The organism is Sulfurovum iocasae, from assembly GCF_047716765.1.
Taxonomy (GTDB): Bacteria; Campylobacterota; Campylobacteria; order Campylobacterales; family Sulfurovaceae; genus Sulfurovum.
This window is the reverse complement of sequence record NZ_CP180410.1, coordinates 2,628,313-2,641,969: the sequence shown is the minus strand read 5'-3', so window position 1 is coordinate 2,641,969 and position 13,657 is coordinate 2,628,313. Positions and strand designations below refer to the sequence as shown.

General features: G+C 39.6%; 16 protein-coding genes. 6 read left to right on the top strand and 10 right to left on the bottom strand.

Annotated elements, in window-relative coordinates; translation table 11 throughout:
• Nucleotides 1-19: 19 nt before the first annotated feature.
• Complete coding sequence (gene leuC / locus ACLHDG_RS13015; RefSeq protein WP_415406680.1) at nucleotides 20-1,300, top strand: 3-isopropylmalate dehydratase large subunit; 1,281 nt, start codon at nucleotides 20-22, stop codon at nucleotides 1,298-1,300.
• Nucleotides 1,301-1,708 carry an acyl-CoA thioesterase gene (locus tag ACLHDG_RS13010; RefSeq protein ID WP_415406679.1) on the top strand — a complete coding sequence of 136 codons (408 nt, stop codon included), beginning with the start codon at nucleotides 1,301-1,303 and terminating at the stop codon, nucleotides 1,706-1,708.
• Between the two features lie 44 nt (nucleotides 1,709-1,752).
• On the opposite strand, the gene ACLHDG_RS13005 is transcribed toward ACLHDG_RS13010, so the two are convergent.
• From ACLHDG_RS13005 to ACLHDG_RS12975, 7 genes are all read right to left on the bottom strand, one after another.
• The gene (locus tag ACLHDG_RS13005; protein ID WP_415406678.1) at nucleotides 1,753-2,460 is read right to left on the bottom strand and encodes a succinate dehydrogenase/fumarate reductase iron-sulfur subunit; all 708 of its coding nucleotides are present in this window, start codon (nucleotides 2,458-2,460) and stop codon (nucleotides 1,753-1,755) included.
• Complete coding sequence (locus tag ACLHDG_RS13000; RefSeq protein WP_415406677.1) at nucleotides 2,457-2,630, bottom strand: hypothetical protein; 174 nt, start codon at nucleotides 2,628-2,630, stop codon at nucleotides 2,457-2,459. The genes ACLHDG_RS13005 and ACLHDG_RS13000 overlap by 4 nt, the downstream gene beginning before the upstream one ends.
• Nucleotides 2,627-4,228 (bottom strand): FAD-dependent oxidoreductase, encoded by a 1,602-nt coding sequence (locus tag ACLHDG_RS12995; protein ID WP_415406676.1) that lies wholly within the window; start codon nucleotides 4,226-4,228, stop codon nucleotides 2,627-2,629. Before ACLHDG_RS12995 ends, ACLHDG_RS13000 begins: the two co-directional genes overlap by 4 nt.
• Nucleotides 4,229-4,231: 3 nt before the next feature.
• A complete protein-coding gene (locus ACLHDG_RS12990; RefSeq protein WP_415406675.1) occupies nucleotides 4,232-5,164 on the bottom strand; it encodes a D-2-hydroxyacid dehydrogenase in 933 nt (310 codons plus the stop codon).
• A gap of 8 nt (nucleotides 5,165-5,172) precedes the next feature.
• On the bottom strand, nucleotides 5,173-5,589 hold the full coding sequence (locus ACLHDG_RS12985) for an acyl-CoA thioesterase (protein WP_415406674.1): 417 nt from the start codon (nucleotides 5,587-5,589) through the stop codon (nucleotides 5,173-5,175).
• Complete coding sequence (gene purT / locus ACLHDG_RS12980; protein WP_415406673.1) at nucleotides 5,590-6,753, bottom strand: formate-dependent phosphoribosylglycinamide formyltransferase; 1,164 nt, start codon at nucleotides 6,751-6,753, stop codon at nucleotides 5,590-5,592. It lies immediately after the preceding gene.
• Between the two features lie 188 nt (nucleotides 6,754-6,941).
• Nucleotides 6,942-7,304 (bottom strand): group I truncated hemoglobin, encoded by a 363-nt coding sequence (locus ACLHDG_RS12975; RefSeq protein ID WP_415406672.1) that lies wholly within the window; start codon nucleotides 7,302-7,304, stop codon nucleotides 6,942-6,944.
• Between the two features lie 197 nt (nucleotides 7,305-7,501).
• On the opposite strand from ACLHDG_RS12975, the gene ACLHDG_RS12970 reads away from it, so the two are divergent.
• Nucleotides 7,502-8,452, top strand: a complete 951-nt coding sequence (locus ACLHDG_RS12970; RefSeq protein WP_415406671.1) for a helix-turn-helix domain-containing protein — start codon at nucleotides 7,502-7,504, stop codon at nucleotides 8,450-8,452.
• 84 nt (nucleotides 8,453-8,536) lie between these two features.
• Here the strand turns inward: ACLHDG_RS12970 and rpsU are convergent, their stop codons facing one another.
• Nucleotides 8,537-8,749, bottom strand: coding sequence for a 30S ribosomal protein S21 (rpsU, locus tag ACLHDG_RS12965; protein WP_415406670.1), 213 nt, complete (start codon nucleotides 8,747-8,749; stop codon nucleotides 8,537-8,539).
• A gap of 126 nt (nucleotides 8,750-8,875) precedes the next feature.
• On the opposite strand from rpsU, the gene ACLHDG_RS12960 reads away from it, so the two are divergent.
• Nucleotides 8,876-10,288, top strand: coding sequence for an NAD(P)H-hydrate dehydratase (locus ACLHDG_RS12960; protein WP_415406669.1), 1,413 nt, complete (start codon nucleotides 8,876-8,878; stop codon nucleotides 10,286-10,288).
• Nucleotides 10,289-10,360: 72 nt separating this feature from the next.
• Nucleotides 10,361-10,918, top strand: a complete 558-nt coding sequence (gene purN / locus ACLHDG_RS12955) for a phosphoribosylglycinamide formyltransferase (RefSeq protein WP_415406668.1) — start codon at nucleotides 10,361-10,363, stop codon at nucleotides 10,916-10,918.
• Nucleotides 10,919-10,948: 30 nt separating this feature from the next.
• Here the strand turns inward: purN and thpR are convergent, their stop codons facing one another.
• Nucleotides 10,949-11,482 (bottom strand): RNA 2',3'-cyclic phosphodiesterase, encoded by a 534-nt coding sequence (gene thpR / locus ACLHDG_RS12950; protein ID WP_415406667.1) that lies wholly within the window; start codon nucleotides 11,480-11,482, stop codon nucleotides 10,949-10,951.
• A 145-nt stretch (nucleotides 11,483-11,627) separates the two neighbouring features.
• On the opposite strand from thpR, the gene ACLHDG_RS12945 reads away from it, so the two are divergent.
• Nucleotides 11,628-12,944 carry a DUF2130 domain-containing protein gene (locus tag ACLHDG_RS12945; RefSeq protein WP_415406666.1) on the top strand — a complete coding sequence of 439 codons (1,317 nt, stop codon included), beginning with the start codon at nucleotides 11,628-11,630 and terminating at the stop codon, nucleotides 12,942-12,944.
• A 301-nt stretch (nucleotides 12,945-13,245) separates the two neighbouring features.
• Here the strand turns inward: ACLHDG_RS12945 and ACLHDG_RS12940 are convergent, their stop codons facing one another.
• Entirely contained in the window at nucleotides 13,246-13,413 is a 168-nt protein-coding gene (locus tag ACLHDG_RS12940) for a hypothetical protein (protein WP_415406665.1), read from the bottom strand.
• Nucleotides 13,414-13,657 lie beyond the last annotated feature (244 nt).

The following is a 13,657-nucleotide window of genomic DNA, read 5'->3' as shown; positions in this document are numbered from 1 at the left end:
GTAGAACGAAGGACATAAAATGGCACAAACCATGACAGAAAAAATTTTCTCAGAACATGCAGGCAAAGAAGTACATGCAGGAGAGATTGTTAGAGTAGATATCGATATGATCATCGGTAATGATATTACAACACCTATTTCCATTCGTGCATTTGAAGAGAGTGGGGCAGAGAAATTGGCTAAACCGGATAACTTCAGCATCGTGATGGATCACTACATCCCTGCTAAAGATATCGCTTCAGCGAATCAGGCAAAGATCTCTAGAGAGTTTGCCTATAAACATGACCTCAAATACTTCTTTGATGAAAAAGATATGGGTATCGAGCATGCCTTACTTCCGGAAAAAGGGCTTGTGCTTCCTGGTGATGTCATCATTGGTGCAGACTCTCACACTTGTACCCATGGTGCATTGGGTGCGTTCTCAACAGGTATGGGAAGTACAGACCTTGCCTTTGCTATGATCACTGGTGGTAACTGGTTTAAAGTACCTGAGACCATCAAGGTAGAGTTGACCGGTAAACCGGGTGAGCACATTTATGGTAAAGATATCATCTTAGAACTTATTCGTCAGATAGGGGTAGATGGTGCGTTATATAAAGCCATCGAATTTACAGGTGAAGCTATCCAATACCTTGGTATGGCAGATAGATTTTCCATCGCGAACATGGTTATCGAAGCAGGTGCTAAGAATGGTATCTTCGCAGTAGATGATATCACTCTTGCGTATCTTGACGAAAGAAAAGAAGCCAATGATGGTTTAAGAGCTGAACCTAAAATCCACACTTCTGATGCAGATGCAACATATTGTCAGACTATCGTTATAGATACAGCAGCACTTTCACCAGTGATCGCCTATCCTTTCTTACCATCAAATGGTAAACCTGTAGAACAGGCAGTGGCTGATGACCTTAAGATAGACCAAGTGATGATAGGTTCTTGTACGAATGGTCGTATCGAAGATTTGCGTATCGCAGCGGAGATCATGAAGGGTAAAAGAGTGGCACGTCATACACGCATGATCGTCACTCCTGCGACACAAAAGATCTTGTTGCAGGCACAACACGAGGGCTTGATGGATATTCTCATCAATGCAGGTGCGGTGGTCTCTAACCCAACATGTGGGGCATGTTTGGGTGGTTACATGGGGATACTTGGTGACGGTGAAAGATGTGTTGCTACAACCAACCGTAACTTTGTAGGCCGTATGGGTGCAAGAACATCTGAAATTTACTTGGCTAACTCTGCTGTTGCTGCGGCTAGTGCAATTGCAGGAAAGATCGTAGATCCTAGAGATATTTAATTGACACCTTTTATCTACAGCTTCACGGTAACAAAAGATGCCATTGATTTTAATGGTCATGTCAATAACGTTACCTATCTTAGCTGGATGATATCTGCTGCAACAAAACACTCTGAATCAGTAGGTTCTAGCTATGAAAAATGTTTAGAACTTGGTGGTACTTGGGTTGCAAAATCTCACACAATTGAATATAAAAAACCTGCTTTTGAAAATGATGAACTGCAAATGAAAACATGGATAGAAGATATAGGGAAGATCCTCTCAACACGTAGATACGAATTGACACGTCCGACTGATGGTGCACTTATCTGCGAAGGGAAAACGGAGTGGGTTTTTGTTGATAGTAAGAAGATGAGACCTATGAAGATCCCACAGGATATTATTGATGGGTTTAGAACCCGGCATTAGGGTCTACCCCAGGGCATACTCTCTTGAGCTAAGCTCAATTCACCTTAAAACCCAAATCCTCCACCCGCGCCAAAATCAGGTGTTCCAAAACTCTGCGTAGCAAACGAAGGGTCAGAGTGTCCAAATTGAAGTGATGTACCCCTTAGCATGGTGATATCCATTTTTGGGTCTATGCCTTTTGGACATACAGCTGTACATTCTCCACATAAAGTACAATCCCATACACCATTGGTCTGAATATTATTTATAATATTTTTTGCATCACCTTCACGTTTGTCTGAACTGTAACGGTAAGCACGAGTGAGAGCAAAAGGTCCTAAAAAGTCAGGATTTACTGCATAGACAGGGCAGGCAGAATAGCATGAATCACAGAGTATACAGTCTGTTTGTGTTTCGGTTAGTTTCTCATCACTGTGTGTCAGTGCTGCTTCTTGCATTTCATGTAACCATGCCGTACTTTTTACAAGTGTCTCTTTGGCTTTGTGTTTGTTTACTTTGAGATCACGTAGGATTGGGTGGTATTGTAGTGGTTCAACAAGGTCACCCTCTTTTACTTTGTAGGCACAAGAGAGTTCTTCTCTTCCGTTCACACGGACAGCACAAGTTCCACACACTGAAGCACGACAGCCTGCTGAGAATGTTAGTGAAGCATCTTTGTGTTCTTTTATCTCATAGAGGGCAGCAAGGAGAGTGATACCTGTTGAGACTTCAAAGGATTCTATACTTTTTTCTCTTTGAATAGAAATTTTCATATTTTGGTCTCCATACTCTCTTTTAATGTTAAACTGTAGCTTTGTTTCCCTCTTCCTTTTTTAGAAAAAGGAAGCAAAAAGCGTCTCTGTTCTCGAATCGCTTTGCTTTCAAGGTCGTTCACAGAGACAGGCACGCTTTGCGTGATTGATGAAGGAAGAGCATTTATCATAGAGGCTCCTTCTTCCACTGCAAAACCATATGTTTGGCAAAGTTTTCATCATCTTCTTTTTCAAAACCCAGTTTATAGTGTGCACCTCGACTCTCATCTCTTGCGATAGCTGCAGAGATGGTGGTAGGAGCAAGTAATAAGGCATTAGAGAATTCTAAAAACTCTACTAGGTTTTGGTTGTTCTCTTTGGCTTTGTCGGCTATGCCCATTTGAGGGAGAGTCACTTGCATGGTGATGACTTTTTCAAGTGCCTCATTTAGTTTGTTGTTTTCTCTCACAATACCCACATGAGAGTAGAAAAGTTTTCCCAATGCTTCTCTTTGCTCATAGAAGTTGAGTTTCACCTCTCTTTTAAATAACTCTTCTATATGTGCTGTATCAATTTGGAGTTGTTTGTCATCTGCTGGTTTACTACTTGCATAAATAGAATGTTTATAGGCATTTTCTCCTGCAAATTTTCCAAATGCTGTGATCTCAAGCAGTGAGTTCCCGCCAAGACGGTTGGCTCCATGCACTTTGGCATTGGAGCATTCACCTACGGCAAAACACCCTTTGATACCTGTGACTTCTAGGGCATAATCCACATCTATCCCACCCATGGAGTAGTGTGCTACTGGTTTAATAGGGATGAGTTCTGAAGAGGGGTCTATATGTTCATGCAATTTACAAAGTGCTACTTCTTGAGGAAGGATCGCCATGAGCTTCTCTTCTCCTAAATGTCTGAGATCTAAAAAAACCTCTTGATTGTTTTGTAGTTGAGAGAAGATGGCACGTGCTACTTCATCTCGGGGTTTGAGTTCATCAACAAATCGTTCACCATCGGAGTTCAATAGGTAACCACCTTCCCCTCTGGCACTTTCGCTGATAAGAATAGCAGAGTGTTTCAATGCAGTTGGGTGAAACTGTATAAACTCCATATCTGAGACAGCTCCTCCTGCACGAAGTGTTGCTGCGACACCATCACCGGTAGAGCCGTAAGCATTGGTCGTAAATCCATGATAGAGTGAAGCATACCCACCTGTTGCCATTACGACAGATTTTGCATTTATTTGTTTTACTTCACCTGTGCAGATGTCTAAAAAAGTTGCTCCTTTAACCGTATCATCTTTGGTGATGAGGTTTAGCAGATAATGTTCATCTAAAAAGTCTATATTCTCTTTCAAACAAGTGTCATAAAGAGTATGAAGTATTTTGAGTCCTGTATAGTCCTGGGCATAACAGGCACGTTTTGCAGAAGCACCACCCATTTGATGTTGGGCTACTGTATCTTTACCACTTTTACCATTGTCCAAGCGTGAAAAAGGTACACCCAAACTCTCTAACCACTCTATCGTCCTGGGTGCATCTGCACACATCTTGCGTACCATATCTTCATCACAAAGTCCATGTGCAGACTTGACCGTATCTGCAATGTGAGAGCTTATATGGTCTTCACCTACATTACCAAGAGCAGCATTGATGCCTCCCTGAGCCATAGAAGTTTGTGAATTTGTAGGGTAAGCTTTACCCACTACAAGAACAGAAGCACCAGCTTCTTTAGCAGAAAGTGCAGCAGTTAAACCTGCTCCACCTGAGCCTATGATGAGAACATCGATCATATGTTATTTCTCCATAAATATTTTAATATTTTCCACAATACCTTCAAGAAGCTTTTTTCTTGCTTCGATACTTGCCCAAGCCATATGTGGTGTGATGAGGAGTCTATCTTTATTTTGAACATGCATGAGTGGATTATCTTCTGCTATAGGTTCAGGGGTAAGTACATCCAATCCTGCGTAGATATCTTTTTTATCTAGCTCTCCTGCCAAGTCAGCCTCATTGATGATGCTTCCTCTCCCAAGGTTGAGAAGTATCGCTCCATCTTTGAGAAGCCCTAAATTTGAAGTATTAAGGAGGTTTTGTGTTTTCTCATTAAGAGGGCAGTGGATAGAAATGATGTCACATTCTTGAAGTAGTTCATCCAGTGCCATATGAGGGTATTTTTGTCCATAGTTCTCACCGGAAGTTGAATGGTAACATACCTTTGCACCAAAAGCAGTCGCAACTCTGGCTACTTCTTTACCGATGCTGCCAAGCCCGATGATCCCCCATCTTTTCCCTGCTATCTCGAAAAATGGACGGCTGACATCTGTAAAGAGTTCAGATCTGCTCCATGATCCACTTTTAACTACATTATCATAATAGGCCATTTCCCCAATAAGGTAGAGTGCCATAGAAAAAGTATGTTGTACTACAGACTGTGTAGAGTAACCTGCAACATTTTTGACCTCTATCCTCATGGTTTTTGCTGCATCAAGATCAACATTGTTCATCCCTGTGGCAGCGATACATATGAGTTTTAGCTGCGGTGCTTCTTCCATCATCTGTGCAGTAATGACTACTTTGTTTGTAATGATGATCTCAGCGGTTTTGATGCGGTCAAGTGTCTCTTCGGAAGTTGTTGTCTGGTAGGTTGTTACTTCACCGAACGTATTTAATGCACTGATATCCAAGTCATCACCAAGTGTCTTTGCATCAAGTATTACAATATTCATATTTATCCTTACTCTGTTCTTTCTAGAAGCGTTTCTATATGTTCACTGATATCATCTCTAAGTACAGAGCGCACGTTTACCGGTTTTCCATTTTTATCAAGAGCAACAAATTTAAACTCAGCACTTGTTACTTCAAATTCTTCATTGGTATCCAGATCTTTAACTTCTACCGATACATAGATAGTCATGGATGAGGTACCAATAGCTGTGATCTCGGTATATATTGTAAATATGTCACCATTGTGAATAGGTTTTAAGAAGTTGATCCTTGAAACAGTTACAGTAACGGCTGGAGATTTAATAATATCATCCACTGCGATACTTGCAGCTTTATCCATTTTTGCCATGACCCAACCACCAAAGGCAGTACCACCTGGATTTAAATCTGTAGGGTAGGTTCTACCTTTGAGTGAAATGGATCTCATTTAAGAGTCACTTATGCTTGCTGCGATCTTAAGTGCACGCTCTTTTGCTGTTTCAACTTCATCCAGTACAAGACTGACAGCCATACGACGACCTACATGAGATTCTGGTTTTCCAAAGACTCTTACAAAACTGTCTTTAGTAAAGGCATTGTCTGGTATTTCAAGAATCGGATTATGACTTTCATTTTTTGCTTTGTACGCACCACATGCACCTGAACCATAGAAAGTAAAGTCAAGTGGCAGACCAAGTACAGCTCGTACATGTAAAGCAAACTGGCTTTGGCTCTGTGTGATAAGTGTCACCATACCTGTGTCGTGTGGACGTGGGCTAAGTTCAGAGAAGTACACTTCACCGTCTTTGACGAAGAATTCCACACCAAAGATACCACGGCCACCAAGACCATCTGTGACTGCTTTGGCGATGTCTTTCGCTTTTTGCAGTGTTTCTTCACTCATTGGCATTGGTTGCCAAGAAAGGATGAAGTCTCCATCTTTTTGTATATGTCCGATGGCTTCACAAAAAGTAGTACCTGTTTCATTCCGTACTGTCAAGAGGGTGATCTCATAGTCAAAAGTGACGAACTCTTCAACGATGAGCTCACTCGCATCACCTCTTGCCTCTTTAGCGATCTCCCATGATTTTTCTATATCATCTGCAGTTTTTGCGATGCTCTGACCATGACCGGAAGAACTCATCACCGGTTTGATGACACATGGGAAGCCCATGCGCTCACCAGATGCTTTGAGTCCATCCAAAGTAGTGATGAATTCATAGCCACTTGTCTTAAGTCCCAGCTCTTCGGCTGCAAAAACACGAATGTTTTTACGGTTCATCGTTTTGTTTACCGCTTCAGCATTTGGGATAACATGAAAACCTCTAGCCTCAGCTTCAAAAAGTGCAGCGATGCTGATAGCCTCAACCTCTGGTAAAATGTAAGTTGGTTGCTCTTTTTCTATAAGTGCAAGTACAGCTTCTTTGTCTTGCATATCTATAGCATATGAACGGTTTGCTACAAGGTGTGCAGGTGCATTCTCGTATTTATCAACAGCGATCACTTCAACACCAAGTCTCTGAGCCTCAATGGCAACTTCTTTACCAAGTTCACCTGAACCTAGGAGCATGATCTTGATAGCGTCTTTTTGTAGAGTAGTAGTAAATGTCATGGAGAAACCTTTAGATATATAATGAAAATATTACTATGATTTTAGCGAAAAGTTAGATAATGTGTAATGAGTTGAGAAAATTTTATCTACAGTTTAGATAGAAAAGTGGATTGAGTAGCAAAGTAAAATGTTTCTCGTCCCTAAGTTTTACCTTTGAGATGAGAAATTTTACATTCTTTATATTTTGTTTATACATGTATTATTTCATCTTTGAGTGAATAGGCGATCGCCAGCATATCCTTTTTTTCAGTTTCACCAATATTATTTTGATCCATTGCCAAAAGGATATCATCTACCACTGCTATGAATTCCTGTTCGGAAATATTCATTCCTTTGTGTGCTCCCAGCATACCTTTACCAGTGTAGGTCTGAGGACCACCCGTACCAGCACAGATAAATTCAAAAACGATTTGTTTAACCTTATCCATATCTTCTACGATCTCAAATCTTGTTTTTATCAGAGGGTTAGCTAAATGATTATCTGCGATATCATTAGCTAAACTTCTAATTACATTTTCTCCACCCATTCTTTCATAAAGTGTATTTTCCATAGTACTTTTCTCCTTTGCTGTTATGTACTTTTTTAACTTCTTTACGTCTAATGTTGATAATCAAACATCATAAGTAAGCATAACATTAAATTATTTTATAATAAAGAGCAAAATTTCGTAAAAATGTACATTTTGTCGGATTATATATTATATGTGTGTTAATATATGTAATATTGTGTTCAAAAAGGTTTTATATTATGAAAACACTACCTCTTTTTACGATAGAACAGACTATCAATACCTATAAATATTTATTTGAACCTAATCCCATGTTCGGCATGGATTTTTTTGCAGATGATTTTGAGGCTAAAGATATAGTACTGCTTGATGATACTAAAGCAGGTAGTCAAGGTATACCCATTCATTTCAATTATTATGCTCTGTTTTTACGTATACATGGAGAAACGAAAAGAACGATCAATCAATTTAATTATTTAATCAAACCACAATCTCTTCAGCTAGTAAACCCAGGATCGATATATTCATTTAAAGATACCACTAATGCTTCAAGAACCTATGTTTTACTTTTTAATAAAGCGTTTATAGAAGAAGATAGTTTAACTGTGGAGATACAAGATGCTTTATTGGACTTCCATCGCAAGTGTCAGCAAGATATTGTTTTAGATACGACACAATTTGCACATGCTGTCTCTATATACGAGCAGTTAAGCTCTGAATTAAGAGCTAAAAATGATGATTATAAAATAGTGGTAAAAATGTTGATCAATCAATTGCTTGTTTTACTCAAACGTGAGAAATTACATTTTGGATTGAAACAAAACCATACAAGAGCTGAGCAGATCTGTTCAGAGTTTCTTGTTCTGATCGAAGAGCATTACTGGCAGAAAAAAAGTGTGAAAGAGTATGCTTCGCTATTAGGCATCACACCTAAACATTTGAGTGAGACGGTTAAAGCTACACTTCATCATACTGCACTCTCCTATATACATGTGCGTATTATCAAAGAGATACAGTATTTACTCTGTTTTGGCGGTATGTCCATCAAGCAGATCTCTTATGCACTTCACTTTGAGACAGTTTCACAGTTGGGGCGCTTTTTCAAACGACATGAAGGGATGAGTCCTAAAGCATATAGGTTAAAACACAGGGGAGTTGCATTGTATGATAAACAGTATGATAGTAAGTAAATATTTTGATTAAAATTGATATGTTGTAGTTTAGGTTAAAAAGTGGATTGAGTAGCAGGGCAAGATGCCCCACTGCTGTAAAACTTACAGTCTAGACTCGTATCTTCTAAGCATGAAGAGTTTCTTAAGGATCTTCTTGCGTGTTGCAATTTTCTCTTTTTTTCTCGCTTCAGTCTTAGTTTCGTAGTGTTGTCTAGCTCTCGCTTCAGTTACGATAAGGTTTCTGTCACATTGTCTTTTGAATTTTCTATAAGCGTCATCAAATGAATCACGTGAATTTAAAATTATTCCTGGCATCGAAAAGCACCCCCTTCCTGTTTAAAATTTCTCCAATCAATCTATTGGAGTTACAAACAAAGTGTGGGATTATATCGAGTTAGGATTAAATTGTGATAAAATATAAACATCAGATGGAGGTTCTCTATGCAAAAAGTATTTGAAAGTTGTTATGCCTTAGACAAAAAATGTTATGAGCAGTATGGACTGACAGAAGATATACTCATGGAACATGCCGCTTCCGGCATAGCAGATTATATACGTAAACATTTCAGACAAGGCACTTCGGTATTTATCACAGCAGGTGTAGGAAATAATGGCGCAGATGGCATAGTCCTTGCAAGACAGTTACACGGTGACTATGATGTCAAACTTTATGTGCCGTTTGAGGTACGCTCTGTTATGGCAAAGCTTCAGTTGGAACGGGCTATGAAACTTGGAGTTAAGCGTGTAGATGTGGTGAGTGAAGCTGAAGTCGTCGTAGATGCTTTGTTTGGAGCAGGACTCAATAAACCTTTAAATGAAGAGACACAGCATATCATCCATCAACTGGGTGCACTTAAAGCCCATAAAATTGCTTGTGATGTACCAACAGGCGTGAGTGATGAGGGACTTTTATTACCACTGGCATTTCAAGCAGATGTCACATTGACAATGGGTGCCTATAAAGAGGCACTTTATCTTGATGCTTGTAAAGATGTGGTGGGTGAAGTAGTACGAGTAGACTTAGGGTTGAGTTCACTCTTTTATGAAGGTGAGAGTCAGACCTGTCTGCTTGAAGCATCTGATCTAAAACTTCCTTCCAGAACAGAGCAATCCACGCATAAAGGAAGCTTCGGACATGCAGCTGTGTTTTGTGGAGAGAAGGAGGGGGCAGGTATCATTGCCGGGATGGCTGCAGCTACATTTGGAGCAGGGCTTACCACACTGGTAGTCCATGACAAGATCTCTCCTCCAGCATATCTGATGCACGCAACGGTCGTACCGGGTAATGCTTCGGCTCTAGCCATAGGGATGGGACTTGGGTGTCATTTTGAGAGTGAATTTTTGCAGAAGTATGTGGTAAAAAGCCACTTGCCCATAGTCCTTGATGCTGACAGTTTTCACAGTGAAGAGATCTTATCTGTTCTAGAACAAAAAGACAGAGAGATCGTCATTACCCCACATCCTAAAGAGTTTGTAGTCATGTGGAAGATACTTACAGGTGAACAGCTCACTGTGACACAGGTACAAGCCAAACGTTTTGAAATGGTACGTAAGTTCAATGCCAAGTATCCGCATGTGACCCTGCTGCTCAAAGGTGCCAACACACTCATCATGCAGGAAGAAAGACTCTATATTAACCCTCTAGGCTGTTCCAAGCTAAGCAAGGGTGGAAGTGGTGATGTCCTTTCCGGTCTCATCGTCTCATTGCTTGCACAAGGTTACACTGCCATTGATGCAGCTATCCAGGGTTCTTTGGCTTTGGTGATCGCTGCCAATCATTACAGAGGATCTTCATATGCGATGTTGTCTACGGATCTTATCGAACAGATATCTCTGCTTGAAGTAAATAATTAATAGTGAATAGTAAATAGTTTTGGTAGTATTCCGCCATGATAAGTATTAAAATACAATGCAGTGAGCCACTAAATGGCGAATCGTAAAAAAATAGCAGTTCTTTTTAGTGGTAAAGGATCTAACTTTGCCCATATTGTCAAGCATTTACATGCACAAGAGTTTGAAGTTGTCGTTGCCTTGACAAACAACGCAAATGCAGAGGGGATAGAAGTTGCAAATGCAGCGTCCATACCTCTTGAAGTCATAGACGCAAAAACGTATGAGAGCAGAGAAGCTTTTGATGCTGTAGTGGTAGAACGACTGCAAGCATATAAACCAGACTTGACAGTGCTTGCAGGGTTCATGCGTATCTTGACACCGGTGTTTACAGAACAGATAATAAGTATCAACCTGCATCCCTCGTTACTCCCTAGACATAAAGGCCTCAAAGCCATAGAAAAGAGTTATGAAGATGAACATTCTTATGGTGGTGTTTCTATACATTATGTAAGTTCCGAACTTGATGGCGGTGAGGTGATCTTGCAAAAAGAAGTTTCCAAAGAAGGTTTGAATTTTGAAGCCTATGATGAAAAAGTACGAAGCATCGAAAAAGATGCACTAGTGGAAGCGATAAGAAAAATTTTACGTTAAGTTTTTAATTGAACCCTATGAGTGCCTAGGTTATTCAGAGGGTTCAATTTTATATCTACACGCATATTCTGCACCTTTAGATGTCAGCGTACTTTCATAGAGGTTGATCTCTGGCAGTATCAACCCTAGTATTTTTTCACGATAGGTTTTGAGCTTCTCTTTGTAAGCTTTGTAGTCGTGTATGGTTTTGATACGACACAGTGTGATGTGAGGTTTGAAACGATAGAGGTCAAACCCTGCTTCTTTGAACTCTCTTGCTTTGTGGTAGAGTATCTTCTCCTCTGCATTGGCAAAAAGGACTCTTGGAGGTCGACCAAAATACCCCATCTCAGCGATGCTTACTTCACTTTCAAGTGCTGAAATACTTTGCATCTTTTCGATGGTGGTTTTTTCATTTTTCACATCACCCAGAAAAACCCAAGTCAGATGCAAGTTCTCTTCTTTTACCCATTTGCCTTCTATGATATCTTTGAAATCTTCTTGTATGGATGCATAGTCATCAAGTTTTATAGGGGAAGCGATGAAGAGTCTCATGATAAGCCTTTTTTTATGTATATATGACATTATTGTACCCCAAGGGCACTTCCTCCTTGCAGTCAGAGCGCATATTTTTTTACTTTTATCTTTTTGTATGGCAAAATTACATTTAGATAATAAGTTTTGATATAATCAAACTAGAATGAATAACTTTATAAATGGAAAGAATATAATGAGCAATACAACCATAAAATGCCCCAACTGTGGTACAGAAATAGATATCGATGAGATATTCTATCATCAGATCGAAGAGAAATATAAGCAGAAGAATTTAGCAGAACAAAAAAAGCTTCGTGATGAGGTGGAGAGTAAACGTAAGGAGTATAAGCAGGCTTTTGATGACTTGAAGGCTAAAGAACTCTCTATGCAAGAGCAAAAAGAGAAGTTTGATGAGGAGCTGAAGAGGGCAACCAAGGAACAGTTGAAGCTTGAAAGGCAGAAGCTTCATGATGAGCTTAAAAAGGAGTTGGTTGAGGAGCAGAGTGAGTCTCTGTCCCTGCTTCAAAAAGAGTTGGAAGAGAAGTCCAAGCAAGTCCAAGAGCTTAATGCTTCCAAAGCGATGATAGAAAAACTCAAAAGAGAAAAAGATGAGGTGTCATCTGCAGCGAAGGTGGAAGCTCAGAAGGCGTTGAGTGAAGAGTTGAGATTGGAAAAAGAAAAACTTGTAAAGCAAGCCCATGAAGATAAAGAGCTACTGATCAAGCAAGTTTTGGAGGCCAATGAACTCAAACTCAAAGCCAAAGATGAACAGATAACGCAGATGAAAAGAGACATTGAAAGTGCCAAAAGAAAAGCCGAGCAGGGGTCTATGCAAATTCAGGGCGAGGCTCTCGAACTTGCCATTGAGTCTTGGCTCAGTACTCAGTTCCCGTTTGACACGGTAGATGAAGTAAAAAAAGGTGCCTTTGGTGCGGACTGTGTACAGACCATCCACACTAGAGAGTTACAAAACTGCGGGGTGATCTGTTATGAGTCTAAGAACACCAAATCATGGTCAGACGGCTGGATAACAAAACTCAAACAAGACATGCTCAAAGTAAATGCAGACTTAGGAGTATTGGTTACGTCTGTACTGCCAAACGGTATGGAACGTATGGGCTTCGTAGATGGAATCTGGGTATGTAGTTTAGATGAGTTCAAAGGTTCAGTCTCACTGCTTCGTGAAAGTCTCATACGCGTACACAAAACTGTACAAAGAGAAGAGAACAAAAGTGACAAAATGACCTTGCTCTACAACTACATGACAGGAAACGAGTTCTCCATGCAGATGAAAGCCATAGTAGACGGCTTCATGAAGATGCAAGAAGAACTAGAAAAAGAAAAACGCTCCCTCATGGCATCATGGAAACGACGAGAAAAGACCATAGATGGTGTGCTTATGAACACGACTGAGATGTATGGTGCATTGCAAGGGATAGCAGGGTCTTCGGCTATTGTGCATATTGATGCTTTGGAGTTGCCTGAGGAGATCGAGGGTGAAGATGAATAATGCTCTTGCTATAATATTCCAAATCAATATCAGATTAAGAAGGAAGAGAGTAGTGTACTATCACTATCACCTGACCCCTTAACTGCAAACTCGTTTAGCATAGATGATGATGTTGTTTTTGATGGGGAGAAATGGTTGGTATAATAAGGGTCTGTTTGTACCTTCTTTTTGGATGGTTAAGGGATTATCTCGTAGTTAAATAGTCTAGTCTGACCCCTTTATTCAGAAGATACCTTTTACCCGTTTTAGGGCTGTTGGTATTTTATAGCTTTATTTGGGTTTTTTTTAAAAAACAAAATATTTATTTACGATAATTGGAAATCTTAAAATTTGGAGGTGTTAATTTAAAATTATTATCTTCACTTTGAAGTGAAAATGTTTTTGATTGAAAATCTCTAATTTTTCTAATATCTATTTCTCCAATAATTAAGGACGTATCTTTCCCACCTTTTATTTTAACAATATCCATTTCTACCGTCTTCGTCGGTTGCGTTATTCTACTATCACCATATTGAGAACTATTTACTTGCACAATATAAGAGTGGTTATCTCTTGCAATACTTCCAATAATATTTGAAAAATAATTTGTATCTTGATTATATTCTATTGCAATTGTGAAATCATTTTCACCAACTAACTCACTTCTGGATTTAATATTACTAAGTTCATAACAATTAAATATACTGAATACTGTATTTTTCCATTTATATATA

Excerpts from the sequence above, each read along its gene's own strand:
- leuC (WP_415406680.1), top strand. The coding sequence starts at position 20 with ATGGCACAAACCATGACAGAAAAAATTTTCTCAGAACATGCAGGCAAA.
- ACLHDG_RS13005 (WP_415406678.1), bottom strand. The coding sequence starts at position 2,460 with ATGAAAATTTCTATTCAAAGAGAAAAAAGTATAGAATCCTTTGAAGTC.
- ACLHDG_RS13000 (WP_415406677.1), bottom strand. The coding sequence starts at position 2,630 with ATGATAAATGCTCTTCCTTCATCAATCACGCAAAGCGTGCCTGTCTCT.
- ACLHDG_RS12995 (WP_415406676.1), bottom strand. The coding sequence starts at position 4,228 with ATGATCGATGTTCTCATCATAGGCTCAGGTGGAGCAGGTTTAACTGCT.
- ACLHDG_RS12990 (WP_415406675.1), bottom strand. The coding sequence starts at position 5,164 with ATGAATATTGTAATACTTGATGCAAAGACACTTGGTGATGACTTGGAT.
- ACLHDG_RS12985 (WP_415406674.1), bottom strand. The coding sequence starts at position 5,589 with ATGAGATCCATTTCACTCAAAGGTAGAACCTACCCTACAGATTTAAAT.
- purT (WP_415406673.1), bottom strand. The coding sequence starts at position 6,753 with ATGACATTTACTACTACTCTACAAAAAGACGCTATCAAGATCATGCTC.
- ACLHDG_RS12975 (WP_415406672.1), bottom strand. The coding sequence starts at position 7,304 with ATGGAAAATACACTTTATGAAAGAATGGGTGGAGAAAATGTAATTAGA.
- ACLHDG_RS12970 (WP_415406671.1), top strand. The coding sequence starts at position 7,502 with ATGAAAACACTACCTCTTTTTACGATAGAACAGACTATCAATACCTAT.
- rpsU (WP_415406670.1), bottom strand. The coding sequence starts at position 8,749 with ATGCCAGGAATAATTTTAAATTCACGTGATTCATTTGATGACGCTTAT.
- ACLHDG_RS12960 (WP_415406669.1), top strand. The coding sequence starts at position 8,876 with ATGCAAAAAGTATTTGAAAGTTGTTATGCCTTAGACAAAAAATGTTAT.
- purN (WP_415406668.1), top strand. The coding sequence starts at position 10,361 with ATGGCGAATCGTAAAAAAATAGCAGTTCTTTTTAGTGGTAAAGGATCT.
- thpR (WP_415406667.1), bottom strand. The coding sequence starts at position 11,482 with ATGTCATATATACATAAAAAAAGGCTTATCATGAGACTCTTCATCGCT.
- ACLHDG_RS12945 (WP_415406666.1), top strand. The coding sequence starts at position 11,628 with ATGAGCAATACAACCATAAAATGCCCCAACTGTGGTACAGAAATAGAT.
- ACLHDG_RS12940 (WP_415406665.1), bottom strand. The coding sequence starts at position 13,413 with ATGGATATTGTTAAAATAAAAGGTGGGAAAGATACGTCCTTAATTATT.